21 protein-coding genes and 1 tRNA gene are annotated in these 19,565 nt (G+C 65.8%); 13 read left to right on the top strand and 9 right to left on the bottom strand.

The window, feature by feature from the left end; all coding sequences use genetic code 11:
- Positions 1 to 6: 6 nt before the first annotated feature.
- From NV382_RS17055 to NV382_RS17045, 3 genes are all read left to right on the top strand, one after another.
- A complete protein-coding gene (locus tag NV382_RS17055; RefSeq protein ID WP_260597921.1) occupies positions 7 to 456 on the top strand; it encodes a copper chaperone PCu(A)C in 450 nt (149 codons plus the stop codon).
- Positions 457 to 531: 75 nt separating this feature from the next.
- A complete protein-coding gene (locus NV382_RS17050; protein WP_260597920.1) occupies positions 532 to 996 on the top strand; it encodes a vgr related protein in 465 nt (154 codons plus the stop codon).
- Between the two features lie 442 nt (positions 997 to 1,438).
- Complete coding sequence (locus tag NV382_RS17045; RefSeq protein WP_260597918.1) at positions 1,439 to 2,605, top strand: indoleamine 2,3-dioxygenase; 1,167 nt, start codon at positions 1,439 to 1,441, stop codon at positions 2,603 to 2,605.
- Between the two features lie 112 nt (positions 2,606 to 2,717).
- Here the strand turns inward: NV382_RS17045 and NV382_RS17040 are convergent, their stop codons facing one another.
- The 5 genes from NV382_RS17040 to NV382_RS17020 form a co-directional block, all read right to left on the bottom strand.
- A complete protein-coding gene (locus tag NV382_RS17040; RefSeq protein WP_260600458.1) occupies positions 2,718 to 3,941 on the bottom strand; it encodes a threonine synthase in 1,224 nt (407 codons plus the stop codon).
- 25 nt (positions 3,942 to 3,966) lie between these two features.
- Entirely contained in the window at positions 3,967 to 4,119 is a 153-nt protein-coding gene (locus NV382_RS17035; RefSeq protein ID WP_260597917.1) for a hypothetical protein, read from the bottom strand.
- 49 nt (positions 4,120 to 4,168) lie between these two features.
- On the bottom strand, positions 4,169 to 4,717 hold the full coding sequence (gene grpE, locus NV382_RS17030; RefSeq protein WP_260597916.1) for a nucleotide exchange factor GrpE: 549 nt from the start codon (positions 4,715 to 4,717) through the stop codon (positions 4,169 to 4,171).
- Positions 4,718 to 4,743: 26 nt separating this feature from the next.
- The gene (gene hrcA / locus NV382_RS17025) at positions 4,744 to 5,793 is read right to left on the bottom strand and encodes a heat-inducible transcriptional repressor HrcA (RefSeq protein ID WP_260600457.1); all 1,050 of its coding nucleotides are present in this window, start codon (positions 5,791 to 5,793) and stop codon (positions 4,744 to 4,746) included.
- 61 nt (positions 5,794 to 5,854) lie between these two features.
- Positions 5,855 to 6,346, bottom strand: a complete 492-nt coding sequence (locus tag NV382_RS17020) for a DUF6438 domain-containing protein (protein WP_260597915.1) — start codon at positions 6,344 to 6,346, stop codon at positions 5,855 to 5,857.
- 100 nt (positions 6,347 to 6,446) lie between these two features.
- Between NV382_RS17020 and rph the strand changes: the two genes are divergently transcribed.
- Together rph and rdgB are read left to right on the top strand one after the other, a co-directional pair.
- Positions 6,447 to 7,163, top strand: a complete 717-nt coding sequence (rph, locus tag NV382_RS17015; RefSeq protein WP_260597914.1) for a ribonuclease PH — start codon at positions 6,447 to 6,449, stop codon at positions 7,161 to 7,163.
- Positions 7,160 to 7,789, top strand: coding sequence for an RdgB/HAM1 family non-canonical purine NTP pyrophosphatase (gene rdgB, locus NV382_RS17010; protein WP_260597913.1), 630 nt, complete (start codon positions 7,160 to 7,162; stop codon positions 7,787 to 7,789). Before rph ends, rdgB begins: the two co-directional genes overlap by 4 nt.
- Before the next feature lie 392 nt (positions 7,790 to 8,181).
- Here rdgB and NV382_RS17005 read toward each other — a convergent pair whose 3' ends face one another.
- Entirely contained in the window at positions 8,182 to 9,459 is a 1,278-nt protein-coding gene (locus NV382_RS17005) for an MBL fold metallo-hydrolase (protein ID WP_260597912.1), read from the bottom strand.
- Between the two features lies 1 nt (position 9,460).
- On the bottom strand, positions 9,461 to 10,984 hold the full coding sequence (locus NV382_RS17000) for a fumarate hydratase (protein WP_260597911.1): 1,524 nt from the start codon (positions 10,982 to 10,984) through the stop codon (positions 9,461 to 9,463).
- 166 nt (positions 10,985 to 11,150) lie between these two features.
- Between NV382_RS17000 and NV382_RS16995 the strand changes: the two genes are divergently transcribed.
- From NV382_RS16995 to NV382_RS16985, 3 genes are all read left to right on the top strand, one after another.
- Complete coding sequence (locus NV382_RS16995) at positions 11,151 to 11,315, top strand: hypothetical protein (protein WP_260597909.1); 165 nt, start codon at positions 11,151 to 11,153, stop codon at positions 11,313 to 11,315.
- A 45-nt stretch (positions 11,316 to 11,360) separates the two neighbouring features.
- Positions 11,361 to 12,101, top strand: a complete 741-nt coding sequence (locus tag NV382_RS16990; RefSeq protein WP_260597908.1) for a 16S rRNA (uracil(1498)-N(3))-methyltransferase — start codon at positions 11,361 to 11,363, stop codon at positions 12,099 to 12,101.
- Positions 12,102 to 12,222: 121 nt separating this feature from the next.
- Positions 12,223 to 13,593, top strand: coding sequence for a glutamate--cysteine ligase (locus NV382_RS16985; protein ID WP_260597907.1), 1,371 nt, complete (start codon positions 12,223 to 12,225; stop codon positions 13,591 to 13,593).
- Between the two features lie 118 nt (positions 13,594 to 13,711).
- Here the strand turns inward: NV382_RS16985 and NV382_RS16980 are convergent, their stop codons facing one another.
- Positions 13,712 to 14,995 carry a methyltransferase family protein gene (locus NV382_RS16980; protein ID WP_260597906.1) on the bottom strand — a complete coding sequence of 428 codons (1,284 nt, stop codon included), beginning with the start codon at positions 14,993 to 14,995 and terminating at the stop codon, positions 13,712 to 13,714.
- A 238-nt stretch (positions 14,996 to 15,233) separates the two neighbouring features.
- Positions 15,234 to 15,386: a hypothetical protein gene (locus tag NV382_RS16975; protein ID WP_260597905.1), complete on the bottom strand. Its 153-nt coding sequence runs from the start codon at positions 15,384 to 15,386 to the stop codon at positions 15,234 to 15,236.
- Positions 15,387 to 15,484: 98 nt separating this feature from the next.
- On the opposite strand from NV382_RS16975, the gene NV382_RS16970 reads away from it, so the two are divergent.
- The 5 genes from NV382_RS16970 (at position 15,485) to NV382_RS16950 (ending at position 19,563) form a co-directional block, all read left to right on the top strand.
- A tRNA-Gly gene (locus tag NV382_RS16970) sits at positions 15,485 to 15,558 on the top strand.
- 330 nt (positions 15,559 to 15,888) lie between these two features.
- Positions 15,889 to 16,986, top strand: coding sequence for a YjgN family protein (locus NV382_RS16965; RefSeq protein ID WP_260597904.1), 1,098 nt, complete (start codon positions 15,889 to 15,891; stop codon positions 16,984 to 16,986).
- A gap of 15 nt (positions 16,987 to 17,001) precedes the next feature.
- Positions 17,002 to 18,042: a M48 family metallopeptidase gene (locus NV382_RS16960; RefSeq protein WP_260597902.1), complete on the top strand. Its 1,041-nt coding sequence runs from the start codon at positions 17,002 to 17,004 to the stop codon at positions 18,040 to 18,042.
- Positions 18,043 to 18,082: 40 nt separating this feature from the next.
- Entirely contained in the window at positions 18,083 to 18,814 is a 732-nt protein-coding gene (locus NV382_RS16955) for an alpha/beta hydrolase (RefSeq protein WP_260597901.1), read from the top strand.
- Positions 18,811 to 19,563, top strand: coding sequence for a tetratricopeptide repeat protein (locus NV382_RS16950; protein ID WP_260597899.1), 753 nt, complete (start codon positions 18,811 to 18,813; stop codon positions 19,561 to 19,563). The genes NV382_RS16955 and NV382_RS16950 overlap by 4 nt, the downstream gene beginning before the upstream one ends.
- The last annotated feature ends 2 nt before the right edge of the window (positions 19,564 to 19,565 follow it).

The following is a 19,565-nucleotide window of genomic DNA, read 5'->3' as shown; positions in this document are numbered from 1 at the left end:
TCCTTCATGCGCTTGCCTGCCCTATCGACCCTTATCCCGGGCGCGATGCTCGCCGTCACGGCGTGCAGCCCACCGCCGGTCATCTCGGTCGATGACGCCTATGTTCGCCTTCCCGCCGTCGCGCGCGGCCCGGCCGGCGCGTATTTCACGCTGCACGGCGGCGCCCAGGACGCGACGTTGATCAGCGTCGGCAGCACGGTGGCGATCCGCGCCGAGATGCACCGCTCGATGACGTCGGGCAATATGGCGAGCATGAAGCCGCTGGCGCAGATAGTGCTGCCGGCAAAAGCGACGCTCGTATTCAAGCCGGGCGGCAATCACGTGATGTTCTACGACATGAACCCGGGCATCAAGCGGGGCTCGATCGTGCCGTTGCTGTTCACTTTTTCCGATGGCCAGCGCGTGAGTGCGAAGGCGGTCGCCATTGCCGCAGGCGATCCGCCGCCTGAGGATTGAGGCGCGTTGTGAAAAGGTCATGCTGAACTCGTTTCAGCATGACGACTAGGGACCGCACATGATCACCGGGCATCCATGACCCATAGCCGCCCGCTCACCCCCGGCGAGATAACGCTCGCTCGCTCCGTCTTCGGCACGGCGATCGATTACACACCCGTGCGCATCATCCGCCGCAAATGGGCCTTCTTCCAGCCGCGCGACACGATCATGGCGCCGAGCGGCAACATCCACTTCCACCCCGAGGGGGCGCTCTACCGCGACGATTTCGCCGCCGCCGCGCTCAGCGACCAAGGCCTGTTCGTCCATGAAATGACCCATATCTGGCAGCATCAGCGCGGCATCGTCCTGCCGCTCAAGCGCCATCCCTTCTGCCGCTACGATTACGCCATTCGACCGGGCTTGCCGCTCAACCGCTATGGCATCGAGCAGCAGGCGGAGATCGTCCGCCACACTTTCCTGCTGCGCTGCGGCTGCACCGTCACCGGCGCCCCTGACCTTGCGCGCTACGAGAGCATCCTGCCGTTCGGCACCCGCGCATGATCTTCCCCTCGCGTGGGCGGCTGGGAAGCGCCGAACATCCCTGCTCCGTCACCCCGGACCTGTTCCGGGGTCCGCGGTTCCACACTATCAACGGCGTGCGAATTTGCGGCGCCTGAACCCCGGGACAGGTCGCTACTTAGCCCTGCCGAGCATGTAACTTCCGTCATCCCCGCGCAGGCGGGGATCCATAGTCTCGACGGTAACGATCTCGCCGCCAGCTAAGCGAATATGGATTCCCGCCTGCGCGGGAATGACGATGACATGTCGGATCAGTATAACTGCCGAACAGGTCTGAGGGTGACGAACTGTATCCGAAGTTTCGAGCCTCGCGGGGGGCAGCTCGCTGAAGACGCTTTGCAGGCGCAGGAACCCGCCGTTTTCCTTCTGCCGTCCAATCCGCTAGCAAGGTATCACGCGATACCAGTTTGTCGGAGCCAGCACGATGATCCTCCAAAACCTCAGCCATTATGGCCTGTCCGCCGAGCGCGGCTATCTCTCGCAGCACGAGATCGATGCGATCGAACTGCCGGAAATGTTCGACGAGATCGAGGATGCCGCTGCCATGCTGCCGGCGCTGATCTCCACCGGGCGGCTGCGCCACTGGCTCCACGCGCTGTCCATCCCGGACGTTCCCGCCTTCCTCGAAAATGCGAGCGAGGAGCAGGTCAACGTGGCGATGGTGCGCTATTCCTTCCTCGTTCAGGCCTATGTCTGGGGTGAGGCTTCTCCGCCCGCCGCGCTGCCCGCCAATCTCGCCATCCCCTATGTCGCACTGTGCGACGCCATGGGGCTGGAGCCGGTGATGAACTACGCCGCCTATGTGCTCGACAACTGGTTCCGCATCGACAAATCCGGGCCGATCACGCTCGAGAATATCGCCATGGACCAGCATTTTGCCGGCGGGCAGGACGAGAGCTGGTTCGTCCTCGTCCATGTCGCGATCGAGGCGGAAGCGGGCCGTGCGCTGCAGCTTGGCGTCGACCTGGTCCGCGCGGCCGACGCGGGGGACGCCGCCACGGTGGAGGCGATGCTGACCGAGATGAACCAGGTGTGGGACCGCATCAACGGCGTGTTCGACCGCATGGTCGAGCGCTGCGACCCCTACGTCTATTTCAACCGGGTTCGTCCCTATATCAACGGCTGGAAGAACAATCCGGCATTGCCCGACGGGCTGATCTACGAAGGAGTCGCCAAGTTCGGCGGCCGCCCGCGTGCGCTCCGCGGCCAGACGGGCTCGCAAAGCTCGATCGTGCCCGCGATGGACGGGCTCTACCAGGTCGAACACACGCAGGACGAGTTGCGCGAGTTCCTCGCCGAACTGCATCACTACCGCCCGCTCAAGCACCGTGCCTTCATCGAGGACATGACCGCCGCCAGCCACTTGCGCGATTTCGCCAAGACGCAGGGCCAGACGGTGAAGGACGCGTTCAACGCCTGCGTCGAACAGGTAGCCAGGTTCCGTACCCGCCATCTGGAATATGCCGCCAGCTACATCGCCAAACAGGCAAGCACCGCGGCCGGCAACGACCCGGACGTCGGCACCGGGGGCACGCCGTTCATGAAATACTTGAAGAAGCACCGCGACGAGAACAGGGCGCAGACGATCTGACATCGCCGTCATCCCGGACTTGGTCCGGGATCCAGGGTGCCGCAAACCAACCAGCAGTTGCGCACGCGGCACATTGGATGCCGGACTAAAATCCGGGCATGTCGGGTGAAGGTTACAGCGCCGCCAGATCGATGTCCGAGAACCTATCCACCACGGCGTCCGCGGCCGGCATTGGGTATTTCAGCCCAGTCGCACAGTTGAACAGCACCGCGCTTTCTTCCTCATCCACCCAGCCGAGCCGCAGCGCCTCACGATAGGCCGCCAGCGTCGCACCGCCCTCCGGACACAGCAGCAGCCCGTCCTGCTTGGCAGCGTCATCCACCGCCTTCAGGATCGCGGGGTCGCCCACTGCCATCGCCTTGCCGCCGCTTTCGCGCACCGCGCGCAGGATGAGGAAATCGCCCACCGCCTTGGGCACGCGGATGCCCGCCGCCACCGTCGCCGCATCTTCCCAACGCTCGGCATGCTCCACGCCTTCGTCGAACGCGCGCACGATCGGCGCGCAGCCGCTCGCCTGCACGGCAAACATCCGCGGCCGCTCCGCACCGATCCAGCCGAGTTTCTCCAGCTCGTCGAACGCCTTCCACATGCCGATCAGGCCGGTGCCGCCACCGGTCGGGTAGAAGATCGTATCGGGCAATTTCCAGCCGAACTGCGCGGCAAGTTCGAGGCCCATCGTCTTCTTGCCCTCGATCCGGTACGGCTCCTTGAGCGTCGAAAAGTCGAACCACAGCCCTTGCGCGGCACCCTGGGCTACGATCGCGCCGCAATCGTCGATCAAGCCGTTGACGCGGTAGACGCGCCCGCCCTGCAGCGCGATCTCGCGCACGTTGATCTCGGGCGTATCGTCCGGGCAGAACACGATCGTCTCGATCCCGCACCGCGTCGCGTAAGCGGCCAGCGCCGCGCCGGCATTGCCGTTGGTCGGCATCGCGATCTTGGTCACGCCCAATGCCTTGGCCATCGCCACCGCCATCACCAGCCCGCGCGCCTTGAAGCTGCCGGTCGGCAATCGCCCCTCGTCCTTGACCAGTACGTTCGGCCCGCCCGACCTGGTCAGCGGAATGAGCGGAGTCTCGATCTCGCCCAGGCTGACGATATCGCTCGTCCGCCGCACCGGCAGCAATTCGCGCCAGCGCCACAGATCGGTCTCGCGCGCCTCCAGCATCGCCTTGGGCAGGAACGCCGTGATCGCCGCCAGATCGTAGCGGACGAGCAATGGCCGCCCGACCCGGGATAGGCCGTGCAACTGATCGGCCTCATAGCGCTCGCCCGTCATCGAACATTCGAGATGCGTCACGAAAGTCGGGCGATCGACGGTGATGTTGGCGTTAATAGTCACCTTGGGCTCCGATCCATCGTTAGCGGAAGAACGATGTCCACAGGATCCCGACGGCGGTCACGACCGGGATAGCGAAGGCGTAAACGAACGCCGCTTTGCGCAAGCTCGCCGAATAGCCCGGCAGCAGCAATAACCAGACGAACACGATCGGCAACGCGATCAGTCCCAGCATCAAAGGGCCGTTGACGACGCGGACTGGCGCGGGCGTCAACGGCTAGACCTCAATCCGCCTTCTTCGCCACGCCGACCAGCGCCGGGCGCAGCAGGCGGTCCTTGATCATGTAGCCCGCCTGCATTTCCTGCACAACGGTGCCGGGGCGCTCGTCGCTGGGCAGTTCGAACATCGCTTGGTGGCGGTTGGGGTCGAGTGCCTCGCCCATCACGGTCATCTTGGTGATGCCATGCCGCGAGAAGACGCTCTCCAGCTCACGGCCCGTGGCCTCGAGACCGGCGACCAGGCCCTTCATCTTGTCGTCGCCGCGCAGCTCGGCCGGAATGGCTTCCAGCCCGCGCGCGAGATTGTCGGCGACCGACAGCAGGTCGCGGGCGAAGGCGGTCGCGGCATAGGAGCGTGCGTCCGCGGCTTCCTTCTCCGCGCGGCGGCGCACGTTCTGCGCCTCGGCATGGGCGTACAATGTCGCCGCCTTGGCCTCTGCCAGTTGCTTTTCCAGCTCTGCCACCCGGTCGTGCTCGGCGAGTTCGGGCGACGCCTCGGCAGTCTCCTCGCGCAGGTCGGCGGCTTCGGCGGTCTTGTTGTCGTCGTCGATCATGTCGGTCCTGAAATCCCTCGAATTGGTCAGCCGCGGCCCATCAATCTGGCGAGCGTCGCGGCAGTGAAATCCACCATGGGCACGACGCGCGCATAGTTCAACCGCGTCGGGCCGATCACGCCCACCACGCCGACCACGCGGCCGTCCAGCCCATGGAACGGTCGAGCGATCACCGATGACCCCGACAGCGAGAACAATTTGTTCTCCGCGCCGATGAAGATGCGCGTCGAATCGCCCGCGCTGGCGCTGTCGAGCAACCCGGCAATCTCCTGCTTGCCTTCCAGATCGTCGAGCAATTCGGTGATCCGTTCGAGCTGTGCTGCGTCCGCCGCATCAATCAACCGCCCCTGCCCGCGCACGATCAGCACCGGGCGGCGATCGCCATCCTCGCTCCACACCGCTAGGCCGCGTTCGATCAGCACGCGCGACGCGGCGTCGAGCATGGCGCGCTCCTCGGAAATCTCGCGCTCGATCCTGCCGCGCGCCTCGCCCAGCGTCAGCCCGGACAGCATGGCAGTCATGTAATTGCCCGCCTGCACCAGCGCGGAAGGATCGACCCCGCTCGGCAGGTCGATGACGCGATTCTCCACCGCGCCATCCTCGCTGACCAGCACGGCCAGCGCCTTGTCCGACGACAACGGCACGAAACTCATCTGTCGCAACACCAGTTCGCGTTTGGGCACCATCACCAGCCCCGCACAGGCCGACAGGCCGGAGAGCGCCGCGGTCGTCGCCGCCAGTGCCGCCTCGACCGGGCCCGGCTGGCCGATGCGCGATTCGATCGCCGATCGCTCTTCCGCGCTCGGCTCCAGCGCCTGCATCATCCCGTCGACGAACAGCCGCAGGCCGGATTCGGTCGGCAGCCGCCCCGCGCTGGTATGCGGCGAGGCGATCAGGCCGAGTTCCTCCAGATCCTGCATCACGTTGCGGATCGACGCCGGCGACAGATTGAGTCCTGATAGCTGCGCGATCGTTCGGGATCCCGTCGGGGCGCCGGTCTCGAGATAGCTCTCGACTACCACGCGGAAGACATCCCGCGCGCGGTCGTTAAGGTCGCTGATCGGCGGTGCCGGCATCATCATCATGTGGTGAGCCGACAGTCGATGCTCAACGCCCACCCCGTCAACGGCGCGTCGTTCAACGCTTGCCGATCAGATCGGCGATCGGCAGCGCCTGCGGTGCGCCGCGCAGCGCGTCGGCGAGCGTGCGGTGCGCGTCGCGGTCGCAGCCATAATTGTACAGCAGGTGCCCCGAACCGCCGGTGCCGCTCCACGTGACTTCCGCCGCCGGCAGGTCCGTCGCGTACATCTTGCAGGCATCGGGGCCGCTCAGCAGCAGCTCGCCGGTCGGGAGATAGGGCTGCAAGCGACCGAAGAAGTCGGCGACCTGCGCCGGCGTCGCGGTAAAGCGGCGCGCGCCGGTGACGGCGGTGTTGCTCGTGCCGGTGAACATTCCCTCGCCATCGGCGTCGATGGTCACGGTATAAACCGGGCAAAAGCCATGACACGGCAAGGTCGCATAGGTCATGTTGCGAATCTGCGGCTGCGGGGTCGAACCCGGCGTGGTCCCGGTCGTCGCGCATCCGCCGAGCGCGAGTGCCGCACCCGCCATCCATGATGTCATCCGCATTGCCATGTTCTTCGTCTCCCTGCTCGACACTGGCGTGTTGGCCGGCACCCGTCTAGGTGCCTGCCCATTGCCTGCCCGACCAAACCTTGAGGAGAGTTGAATGCGCCCCAGCGGCCGTGCCCCCGATCAGATGCGCGCCATCACGATCGAACCCCGCTTCACCAAGCATGCGGAAGGCTCCGTGCTGATCGGCTTCGGCGACACCAAGGTGCTGGTCACCGCTTCCGTCGAGGAGAAGGTCCCGCCGTTCATGCGCGGACGCGGCGAGGGCTGGGTGACCGCGGAATACGGCATGCTGCCGCGTGCCACCAACACGCGCAACAATCGCGAAGCCGCCAAGGGCAAGCAATCCGGCCGTACGCAGGAAATCCAGCGCCTGATCGGCCGCTCGCTTCGCGCGGTCACCGACATGAAGCTGCTCGGCGAACGCCAGATCGTGCTCGATTGCGACGTGATCCAGGCCGATGGCGGCACGCGCACTGCCTCGATCTCGGGCGCCTGGGTTGCGCTTCGCCTGGCGATCGACGGGCTGCTGGCAAGCGGCAAGCTGACCGCCGATCCGCTGACGCAGAAGGTCGCGGCGATCAGCTGCGGCATCTATCAGGGCACGCCGGTGCTCGACCTCGATTACGACGAAGACTCGACCGCCGATGCCGACGCCAATTTCGTGCTGCTCGAAAACGGCAACATCGCCGAGGCACAGGCCACCGCCGAAGGCGCGACCTATGACGAGGAAGCTTTGCTGCGCTTGTTGCGTTTGGCCCGTATCGGCTGCGCGGATATCTTCGCGGCACAGGCAAAGGCAGTGGCAAAATGAGTGGTGAAGGCGATGTCCCTCAGGCGATCCGCAAGCTGAAGCCCGGCCCGCTGGTCATCGCCAGCCATAACGAAGGCAAGGTGCGCGAAATCCGCGCCTTGCTGGGTGCCTATGGGATCGAGCCGGTGTCTGCAGCCGAACTCGATCTGCCCGAGCCTGAGGAAACCGGCACCACCTTCGTCGCCAATGCCGAGCTGAAGGCGCTCTATGCTGCCGATCTGTCGGGCTTGCCGGCGCTCGCCGACGATAGCGGGCTGTGCGTCGATGCGCTGAACGGCGATCCCGGCATCTTCTCCGCGCGCTGGGCCGGGCCGGAGAAGAACTTCGTGCTGGCAATGGAGTCGATCGAGTCGAACCTGGCCGAACAGGGGCCGGACGCCAGCCGAGCCGCGCACTTCGTCTGCGCGCTGGCGCTTGCCTGGCCCGATGGCCATGTCGAATGGTTCGAGGGTCGCGTGGATGGCACGCTCGTCTGGCCGCCGCGGGGCGACAAGGGCTTCGGCTATGACGCGATGTTCGTGCGGGATGGCGATCACCAGACCTTCGGCGAGATCGAGCCGGACGCCAAGCATGCGGTCAGCCACCGTGCCGATGCGTTCCGACAATTGGTCGCGGCGGTACTGTAGCCCATAGCGATTGGCGGAGAGATGCTGGGAACATCGGTCCGTCAGCCCGGACCTGTTCGGCGCTATCCCGTTTGAGCATGATACGTCATCCCCGCGCAGGCGGGGACCCATAAACTCGGGCGACGGGACTTCAGCAGCAAAGTAAGCCGGTATGGATCCCCGCCTGCGCGGGGATGACGAGGTTGGCCATGTCCGAGTGGTGCAATCACCGACCTGTGCCGGGGTGACCGAGGGGGCGAGCATTGTCGGCTGTGAGCAGACACTGATCCGGGCGCCCACAAACAACAGGGTTCTCCTGCGAACGCAGAAGCCCAGAGTAACTAAGTGCGGCGCTCGTGACTCCTGGACTCCTGCGTTCGCAGGAGAACGATGGAGTGGTTGCTACCTCCCCCTCACCGCATCGCCTCCACCGCCGGCGTATCCAGGCAACGTACCACCGCCGCTCGATCAACGCGCGACACGGCACCGCCACCAAGGGACCTGATCGCCACCGGCCGCCCGATTCGGACCGGCGCGAACCGCCCCGCCGGTACGCCCGCGCAGCGCGCGGCCGCCGCCAACAGCGTCGGTGGCGTGCGATATCCTTCGTAGCTCAGCCTGAACGTGCCCCAATGGATCGGGATCGCGGTGCTCGCCCCTAAGCGGCGGAACACCTCCACCGCATCGATCGGGCCGATATGCGCGGCGGACTGCATCTGCCTGGGCACGAACCGGAACGCACCGATCGGGATCAACGCCAGCCGGATCGGCTGGATTGCCGCTGCCTTGGCCTCATCGATCCAACGGCCGTCGCCCAAACCAGTGTCTCCGGCGAAAAAGATGCTGCCACTGCCCGGTACATCGACAACGAAGCCGGACCACAATGCCCGATTGCGATCGGACAACCAGCGACTACCCCAATGATGCGTCCGGACCACCGATACTCGCGTGAACGGCGCCGCCCCTATTGGTCGCGCCTGCCAACCACGCATCTGCGCACCTTCGACGATCGTGTTCTGCCCCCAGTCCAGCGCCGCGACGCCGGGGCACTGCCCACAATCGTAAACATTGCGTGCTGGGATGCCGGCGCTCCGCAGCAATGCGTCATTTCCCAAGCTGGTGATGAATACCGGCCGGTCGCGATCCCACAGGCGCTTCAAGGTGGCGAGGTCCATATGGTCGTAGTGATTATGGCTGACCAGCACGAGATCAATCTTGGGCAGGTCTTCAAACCGTACGCCCGGCGCGGCCACTCGCCGCGGGCCAAACCCGAAAGGCCCTGCCGTATCGCTCCATACCGGATCGGTCAGGATGTTTAGCTTGGGCGTCTGCACCAGGACGCTGGCATGCCCGATCCAGGTCGCGCGCATCCCGCCGGCTGCAAGCGGGCCCAGTTCCGCCGCCCGCGCCGGACGGACCGGTACGGCATCCGGCCAGGCGGGTCGCCCATCGCGCCCGGTCGCCTGCCGCCAGAAGAAGCCGGCTCGCCCGCCGCCGCCGGGTACCGGCCTGGTGTCGTCGTCGCTGCCGTCGCTGTTGAAGAAGCGGGCGCCGTCGAAATGGCCGCTGGTCGCCCCGCGATAATAGATGCGGTCGAGAAACTGCGGCACGATCGTGGCGGCGAGACACATGATGACGACCAGCCAGAGCAGGACCGCCACGATCCGGCGAAACACGACGCGCAAGGTCATCTCAGACCGTTTCCAGCAACCGCTCGCGCGCGATCTTCTCCTTCCAGACGAGCGGCGCCAGCTGGTGCACGTTGGCCCCGCTGGAATCCACCGCCACCGTCACCGGGAAGTCGCTCACCTCGAATTCGTAGATCGCTTCCATACCGAGATCGGCGAACCCCACCACCTTCGATCCCTTGATGGCGCGCGCGACGAGATAGGCCGCGCCGCCGACCGCCATCAGATACGCGCTCTTCGCCTCGGCGATCGCCAGCGTCGCATCCGCACCGCGCTCGGCCTTGCCGACCATCGCCAGCAGGCCCTGGCCGAGCATCATGCGGGTGAACTTGTCCATCCGCGTCGCCGTGGTCGGCCCTGCCGGCCCCACGACCTCGTCGCCGACCGGATCGACCGGGCCGACATAATAGATCACCCGGCCCTTGAACTCGACCGGCAGCGGCTCGCCCGCGTCCAGCATGTCCTTGATCCTCTTGTGCGCGGCATCGCGCCCAGTGAGCATCTTGCCGTTCAACAGCAGCCGGTCGCCCTGCTGCCAGGTCGCCACCTGCTCGGCGGTCAGCGTATCGAGGTCGACGCGGATCGCCGCTTTGTCCGGCGTCCAGTTTACGTCGGGCCATTCCTCCAGCTTCGGCGGTTCGAGATAGACCGGCCCCGACCCGTCCAGCGTGAAGTGCGCATGCCGCGTCGCCGCGCAATTGGGGATCATCGCCACCGGCTTGGATGCGGCATGCGTCGGCCAGTCGGCGATCTTGACGTCGAGGATGGTGGACAGGCCGCCCAGCCCCTGCGCACCGATGCCGAGCGCGTTGACCTTGTCGTAGATCTCGATCCGGAGCGCCTCGACGTCGGTCCTAGGGCCGCGCGCCTTCAGCTGCGCCATGTCGATCTGCCCCATCAGCGATTCCTTGGCGAGCAGCATGCTTTTTTCCGCCGTGCCGCCGATGCCGATGCCAAGCATCCCCGGCGGGCACCAGCCGGCGCCCATCTGCGGCAGCATCTCCAGCACCCAGTCGACGATCGAATCGCTCGGGTTCATCATCTTGAACTTCGACTTGTTCTCCGATCCGCCACCCTTGGCCGCGACATCGATCGATACGGTGTTGCCCGGCACCATCTCGACGCTGAGCACGCTTGGCGTATTGTCCTTGGTGTTGCGCCGGGTGAAGGCTGGATCGGCCAGGATCGAGGCGCGCAGCTTGTTCTCGGGATTGAGGTACGCGCGGCGCACGCCTTCGTCGACGACCTCCTGCAGGGATCGGCTGCCGTCGGCGAAGCGGCAATCCTGTCCCCATTTAACGAACACTGTGACGATGCCGGTATCCTGGCAGATCGGCCGATGCCCCTCCGCGCACATGCGGCTGTTGGTCAGGATCTGTGCGATCGCATCCTTGGCAGCGGGGCTCTGCTCCGCCTCGTAGGCGACACCGAGCGCGCGGATATAATCCATCGGGTGATAGTAACTGATGAACTGCAACGCGTCGGCGACGCTCTCGATCAGCTCGGCTTCGCGGATGATGGTCGTCATGGACACGCTTTTCTGCTGGGATCGGGTTGTATGCTCCTTAAGCGTCTTTCATCCTCCGCCGAAAGTCCCTGCCACGCTTTTCCGCCGACGCGACTGCGCGGCCTTTGCCAGGTGGGGCCATAGCGTCTACCCACGAGCAGGTGACGCAAAACGCTCTCTTTTCCGAATGGTAGGCTGGTCGGTCGCCGTCGGTCGGTTCTTCGAAGCCTTGTTCTGGGCGATGATGCAGGCCGCGGGACAGATCGCGCTTGGCACCATCGCAGGGCTCGTCACGTTGGTCGTCGTCTGGCGGCTGGTGCGGCGCCGCTGGCCCTGGGCGCGCCGGCGATAGTCCCACCGGGGTGACGTGGAAACCGCGACACGCTAGTCCCCCAGGATGACCGCCACCCCAGCCTGGCCGCCGCAATCGACGCCGCGGCTCTTCGTCGATACGCCGCTCGCGCCCGGATCCATCACCATCACCGGCCCGCAGGCACATTACCTCGTTTCCGTGATGCGGATGAAGACCGGCGATCCGCTGAAGCTCTGCGACGACCTGACCGGCGAATGGCTCGGGCTGGCGAGTTCGGTCGGCAAGCGCGATGTCACTCTCGACGTGACGGAGCAGCTGCGGGAACGCGAGGCGGTGCCCGATCTCTGGCTCTGCGCCGCACCGCTCAAGAAGGGGCGGATCGACTGGATGGTCGAAAAGGCGTGCGAACTCGGCGTCGCGCGGATCGTGCCGGTGGTGACGCGGCGCTCGGTGGTCGACAAGCCTAAGGAAGAGCGGCTGCGCGCGCACATGATCGAAGCGGCCGAGCAATGCGGCCGCACGGCGATCCCCGAGCTTGCCGAGACGGTGAAGCTGCCGGCGTTGCTGCGCGACTGGCCGGCGGGGCGAACCTTGTTCTTCGCCGACGAGGCGGGCGGGGAGCCGGCGCTGGCGGCGATGCGGGATGGCGGTGCTTCCGCCGCGATATTGATCGGGCCGGAGGGTGGATTCGACGATGAGGAGCGCGCCGCGATCCGCGCCGTGCCGGGGGCAATCGGGGTCGGTCTGGGGCCACGTATCCTGCGCGCGGATACGGCGGCGGCGGCAGCCGTGGCGGTATGGATGGCGGCGCGGGGGGATTGGTAGAGGCTGAGATGCCTGCACATAACAGTTCTCCGGCCTTCGCCGGGGAAGCACCCCTTTTGGGTGCAATTCGTCGCCGCGGTCGCCACTAGCGCGCCCCCTTCCCCACCGCTACAGCGCGACGATGACGAGCCCGACGCCAGCCAAGATCTCACCGCCGATCGAATCGCGCGACCAATTGATCGCGAGCTTCGCGCGGGGCGAAAAGCCGATCGAGCAGTGGCGCATCGGCACCGAGCACGAAAAGTTCGTCTACGCGCTCTCCGACCATCACGCGCCAAGCTACGAGGAGCCAGGCGGTATCCGCGACCTGCTGAAGGCGCTGGAAGGCTATGGCTGGACGCCGGTCATGGAGGGCGGCAACGTCATCGCGTTGAACGGTGCCGACGGCAGCGTCAGCCTGGAGCCTGCCGGCCAGTTCGAACTGTCGGGCGCGCCGCTCGACAATCTCCACCAGACCTGCGCCGAGACCGGGCGGCACCTGGAACAGGTGAAGGCGATCGGCGAAAAGTTCGGCATCGGCTTCCTGGGGCTCGGCATGTGGCCGGACAAGACGCGCGACGAGCTGCCGCGCATGCCCAAGGGGCGCTACGGCATCATGCTGCGGCACATGCCGCGTGTCGGCACGATGGGGCTCGACATGATGCTGCGCACCTGCACGATCCAGGTCAATCTCGATTACGAGAGCGAGGCCGACATGGCCAAGAAGTTCCGCGTCGGGCTGGCGCTGCAGCCGCTGGCGACCGCCCTGTTCGCCAATTCGCCGTTCACGGAAGGCCGGCCCAACGGCATGCTCAGCTATCGCAGCCATATCTGGTCGGACACCGATCCCGCGCGCACCGGCATGCTGCCGTTCGTGTTCGAGGACGGCTTCGGCTACGAGCGCTACGCCGAATATGCGCTCGATGTGCCGATGTACTTCGTCTACCGCGAAGGCAAGTATATCGACGCCGCCGGCCTGTCCTTCCGCGACTTCCTGCAGGGCAAGCTTTCCGTCCTGCCCGGCGAGTTGCCGTCGCTGGACGACTGGACCGATCACCTGTCGACTGCCTTCCCCGAGGTGCGGCTGAAGACGTTCCTCGAAATGCGCGGCGCCGATGGCGGCCCGTGGGGCCGGATCTGCGCGCTGCCGGCGCTGTGGGTCGGGTTGCTCTACGACGGCAGCGCGCTGGATGCCGCGTGGGACTTGGTTAAGGACTGGACCATCGAGGAGCGGCAGGCATTGCGCGATGCCGTGCCGAAATTGGGCCTCAACGCACCGATCGCCGGTGGCGGTACGCTCCGCGATATCGCCGGCGAAGTGCTCGACATCTCGCACAGCGGCCTGGCCGCGCGCAGTCGCCTGGATGGCGGCGGCAGCAACGAAACCGGCTTCCTCGATCCGCTGCGCGAGGTCGTACGGTCGGGCAAGGTGCCGGCCGAGATACTGCTGGAGAAGTATCACGGCGCGTGGAACGGCGACGTGTCGAAGGTCTATGACGAGCTGCGCTTTTAGGCTGCAGTTACTTCTACGCTAACCGTTCGTGTCGAGCGAAGTCGAGACACCTTCCCTAGCGCAGGTGTCTCGACTTCGCTCGACACGAACGGATGATGTTGGGCCAAGTCGTCGTTCGCTAGCTGCGCAGCCACCGGAAGAAGCGCGGGACCGGCGCGTTGCGCTCCATCCATGCGCTATATTCCTGGTACGCCGGATCGAGCCCGAGATGCCGCTCCTCGGTCTTGGCGCGCCAGTAATAGACGCCGGCCACGCCCCCCATCAGCAGCGTGGCGCGCGCGGCATCGGCCAGCGATCCCGTGCTCAGCACCGGCACGGTCGACACCAGCCAGAACAGGTTCTTCGACAAATACGCCGGGTGGCGCGACCAGGCATAAGGCCCGTGCGTCAGGATGCCGCGGTTGGTGAGATTGGAAAAGCGGAACCCAAACGCGATCGTCGCCCAGGCGTAGATCGCGGTCAACACAACCAGCACCACGCCGAACGCCGCCAGCACCAGCGGCTGCCCGGCGAACCAATAGGACCATTCCTCGGTCCCTTGATGATAATCGAACGGCCCGCCATCGCTCATCAGGATGAACGGCGGGTAGCAGATCAGCGCCGCGGCCCAGCCGGCGGCATAAGGCGTGGCGCTGCGAATGTGCGAGTCGAGCGGCCTGAGCGCCAGGATGTACCCCGCCGTGGCGAAGGCGACGTCGATCGTGAACATCAGCGTGATCAGCCAGCCCGCAAGCGCGACCGGATCATACGACAGACGGCTGATGTCGGTGCGGATGAAATCGCCGAAGCCCGGCGGCACGATCGCCAGCATGAAGGCCAGGAAGAACCCCTTTACCGCCCAGCCGCGCAGATGGTTGAAGATCGCCTCGCGCTCGATCGCCTGGTTCAGCCCCATCAACCACGCGCCGAACGCCCAGCACCCGTCCTTCGGATCCACCGCATAGCGGTCGAGCCAAACGATATACGGCACCGACAGGACGAACAGCACCGGTGCCACGACCTGAAAGCATTGCATCGCGAAGGCGAAATTGCCTTCCCAGTAGAAGCGCTCGGTGGCGTAGATCAGCCCGATCACCGCCCAGGTCGCCCACAGCCCGGCAAGCTTGGTCAGGCTGACGTCGATCGTCTCGCGCCACGGCCTGGCGTTGTTCCAGGCCAGCCCGGTCGATGGATTGCGATGTACCTTGTCGACCAGCACCGCCCAGAGCACCATCGGCAACGCGCAGGCGCTGATCCCCACCAGCGCGGCATAGGGCCCGTCCATGCCGTAACGCCGGGCAATGCCGAGCCACAGCAGCAGCCCAGCCATCCCCGCCACGCCGCAACCGGTGCTGACCGCGGAGGCGGGGCGAGGATCCGCCGCCCGGGTGGCGGCACCAGCGAGGGCGGCATCGTGAAACATGCCGCCGACGTAGCGCAACAATGGTAAGCAACCCGTGAAGCAACTTTGTCGCCCTCCAATGCGGGAGGGATCAGCCGCCTTACCAAACGCCTTTGCATCCGAGAACGCCGCCATCCAGTCCCAGTTGCAGTTTTTGCAATCGCAATGGCCTTCAACGCACTTGCGAGGAACGGTGCTGCACTGCACAAAGGGGGTGCCTTTCAGGCATCCTCTCCTAAAACTTTCAAGGGCTGGCCATTTATTGGCCGGCCTCTTTTTTTTGGTTCGCATTTGCCGTACACGGATGCTCGCTGTCGTCACGCCGAACAATGACAACAAAAACGTTCGAGGAGTGGAGCCAGCCGGTCAGACCGGCACCGGTGAGATTGCAGTGTGGGGGATCGAGCAGCATTCGGGCGCTCTCCCCCACGTTTCCCCTCCGACGCCGCCCTTGCAGCTGATAAAGCCGTATTGACCGGGGGCCGCCCGTCGTCTTAGTGACGATGGCATGCGGGTATAGCACAATGGTAGTGCAGCAGCCTTCCAAGCTGAATACGCGGGTTCGATTCCCGCTACCCGCTCCATCCCTCAGCCGCGCGATCTGCTGACGAACCTCGTCCCAGTTAGGGTACGAACGAAGCACATCTTCATTGCTACCGCCGCAAGAGCAATCCGGTGATTCTGATTGCCGGGCTTTCCTCGCCGCGCGGCATGGGACGATGTGGTGCCCGCACTCGCCCGCACGCGCCGCGTCTATCTGATACAGGCCAACGGCTTCGGCGGGGATGCGCCTAGCAAGCCGGCAGCGCCGCGGCGCTGCAAGCGTTCGCCGACGCACGCTGAGCGAATTTGCAGAACGCCATTGACCCACCCCCCGGCTTGCGCTCCACTGGTGCAAACCGGGGGGTATCTTGATGAGCGACGGACACGACCACGCGCCAGCGCGCGCGCCTGAGACAGAGGGCGGCGCCTTCGGCTTTACCGGCACGTGGCAGCAATTCGCGCCGATCGCCTTCACCAATCTCGCGCTCACGATCGTTACGCTCGGCATTTATTCCTTTTGGGCGCGCACCCGCGTTCGGCGCTATCTGTGGAGTGAGACACGCTTCATCGACGATCGGCTGGAATGGACCGGTACCGGGCTGGAGCTGTTCATCGGCTATCTCCTCGCCTTCGTGCTGATCCTGGTGCCGCTGGGCGTGATCCAGCTGGTCGTGCAGGGGATCGTGCTGCGCGGGCATCCGGGCGCTGCGGGCCTGATGGTGGTCGTGCTGTACATCGCGCTGTTGTATCTCGTCGGCATCGCCGTCTTCCGCGCGCTCCGCTACCGGCTCAGCCGCACCTTCTGGCACGGCATCCGCGGCGGCAGCGACGATCAGGGGCTGGGCTATGGCTGGCAATATCTGTGGCGCACGCTGTGCGGTGGCCTGGTACTCGGCCTGCTGATTCCCTGGTCAATGACCTCGCTGTGGAACGAACGCTGGAACAAGATGAGCTTCGGCCCGCTGCGGTTCGAAGCCGCGGCTGAGGCGGGCAAGCTCATGCCGCGCTTCCTGCTCTTCTATCTCGTGCCGATCCTGCTGTTCGGCGGCGGCATCGCGGCGGCCTTCATGTTCCACGGCGAGCCCTCCGGACTGCCGACGCCCAGTTCCGTCATGGTGATCGGCTTCCTGCTCGTGTTCGTCTTTTACGGGGTGCTTGGCGCCGTCGCCTTGTTCTTTTACTCGGCCTATTTCCGTGAGGCGATCGGCACGTTGTCGCTTGGCGATCTGGAATTCCAGTTCACCGCGCGCACCTGGGATTGGGCGAAGCTCATGCTCGGCAATATCGCGCTGGTCATCTGCACGCTCGGCATCGGTTATATCTTCCTCGCCTACCGCAACTGGGCGTTTTTCATCCGCCACCTGCACGCGTTCGGCTCGGTGCATCTCGACGATCTGACGCAATCGGGCACGCGCGAGCCCGGCCAGGGCGAGGGCCTGCTCGACGCGTTCGACATCGGCGCCTTCTAGGCGATGGAATATCCGGTGTGGCATTATGACGGCATCAGCGCGCTCCGCCATGCGCGCGCCTTCGTGCTCGACGGCGATCGTTTCCGCCTCGCCGATGGCGAGCCTCTCGCACTTGCCGATCTCGAGCCGCGTGACGCCGTGGGTGGCGACGCCGTCTATGGCCTGCGCGGCAAGCTTGGCTGGCGCATCGGTTTTGCCGGCGGGGTACCACCGGAACTTGCCCCTCGCCTCCCCGGCCAAGTGCGCTACGGTCGCATCATCGATCGCTACGGCTTGTGGCCGTCGATGGCGGCATTCGCCTTGCTCGCGACGATCACGGTCGTGCTGTTCCTGCGCACCCCGCGACTCGTTGCCCGCGCCGTGCCGCCATCGGTAGAGCGCAAACTGGGTGATCTGATGGTGGGCGATCTCGGGGGCCGCACCTGCGACGGTGAAGGCGGCGGCGAGGCGCTGGCGGCGATCGTCGAGCGCATCGACGCACAGGACGCGGCGATCGACGTGCGTGTCGTCAATCTGCCGATCGTCAATGCGGTGACGTTACCCGGCGGCCGCATCGTCGTGTTCGACGGCCTCGTCCGCGCGGCGAAATCGCCCGACGAACTGGCCGGCGTGATCGGCCATGAGATCGGCCATGTGAAGCATCGTGACGTGATGGAATCCCTGCTACGCCAGCTTGGCCTCAGCGTGCTGCTCGGCGGACTGGACGGCAATGTCGGCGGCTACACCAACGCCCTGCTTGCCTCGTCTTACTCCCGCACTGCCGAGGCGGAAGCAGACAAGACCGCGATCGAGATGCTGCGCACGGCGCGCGTCTCGCCGCTGCCCACCGCCGCCTTCTTCACGCGCCTGGGCGGCAAGCAAGGCGATAACCGCCTGGTGCGGACGATCAATTACCTGCAGAGCCATCCCGTCTCCAGCGACCGAGCGAAGGCGTTCACCGACAGTGCAAAGGGGCAAAGCGGCTACCAAAAGACGCTCGATCCGACACAATGGCGCGCCCTTCGTCAGATCTGCCTGACCGACAAGAGTGTCGAGAAACCGGCGTTCCGCTTCTGAAGGCTGTCATTCTCGCCAGCCGATCCTTAAGTGCCGCAGCATGACCGGAACGCCCCCGCTGCTGCGCCCTGCGCTTGCCTATCACCTGACCCCGGGCACCGGCCCGACGATCGTCTTCCTGCCTGGCTATGCCAGCGACATGAACGGCACCAAGGCGCTGGCGCTGGAAGCCTGGGCCAAGGACAAGGGCCGCGCTTTCCTGCGCTTCGACTATGGCGGGTGCGGGCAAAGCGAGGGCGCGTTCGAGCATCAGACGCTCACCGGCTGGCGCGACGACGTATTGTCGATGCTCGAGCAACTCGCCGGCGGCCCTGCCGTGCTGGTGGGGTCGTCGATGGGCGGCTGGCTGATGCTGCTGGTGGCGCGCGACCGGCCGGATCTGGTCGTCGCTTTGGTGGGCGTGGCACCGGCGCCGGACTTTACCGACTGGGGCTTCACGACCGACGAGAAGCTCGCGCTGCTGTCCAATGGCCGACTGGAGCGCCCCTCCGCCTACGCGCCGCAGCCGACCGTCTACACCGGCGGCTTCTGGGCGTCGGGCGAGGCCAACCGGCTGATGTTCGGCACGATCGCGATCGATTGCCCGACGCGGCTCGTACAGGGCCAGTTGGACCGGGACGTGTCGTGGACACGCACCACGCGCCTCGCCGAACTGCTGCGTTCAGCCGATGTGCAGACGATCCTCGTCAAGGATGGCGATCACCGCCTGTCGCGCGATACGGATATCGCGACGATCATCTCGGCGGTCGAGAATGTGATGACAGGCTTATGATGCTACCGTTGCTGCTGCTCGCCGCCATGCCCGACACGGGGCCACCTGCGCCGACGCTGGAAGCACGCTTCAACAAGTGTGTCGATCTCGCGACCAGGGACCCCGATGCCGCCGCAGCCGAGGCTGGCCGCTGGCAATTGGCCGGCGGCGGATCGCTTGCCCGGCAATGCCTCGGCATCGCTTATGCCAACAGCGAACGCTGGGCCGCCGCTGCCGCCGAATTCGAGGGCGCTGCCCATGCCGCCGAGATCGCGAAGAACCCACGCGCGGCGCTATATTGGGCGCAGGGCGGCAATGCCTGGCTGGCGGCGAAGGAGCCGGTCAAGGCGCGCGCTGCGCTAGATGCGGCGCTCGCCGCGGGCACGCTGACCGGGCTCGATCGCGGCGAGGCCTATCTCGACCGCGCGCGGGCGCAGGTCGCTGGTGGACAGCTGGAAGGAGCGCGGGTCGACATCGATCAGGCGCTGGTCGATGCCCCTGCGGATCCGCTGGCCTGGCTGCTGTCGGCAACGCTGGCGCGCAAGATGGACGATCTGCCGCGCGCCAAGAAGGACATTGCCGAAGCGCTGAAGCGATCCGGCGACGATGCCGCGGTACAATTGGAGGCCGGCAACATCGCGGCGCTGGGTGGCGATGCGGACGGCGCCAAGGCAGCGTGGCGCCAGGCTGCCTCGATCGCCCCCGACAGTGCGGTGGGCAAGAACGCGCAAACGGCGCTGGCGCAGTTCGACACGGTGGCAAAGCCTTAGGC

It is taken from the genome of Sphingomonas endolithica (assembly GCF_025231525.1).
Classification (GTDB): domain Bacteria; phylum Pseudomonadota; class Alphaproteobacteria; order Sphingomonadales; family Sphingomonadaceae; genus Sphingomonas; species Sphingomonas endolithica.
Note: the sequence above shows the minus strand (reverse complement) of the source record. Positions and strands in the feature narration are given on the sequence as shown.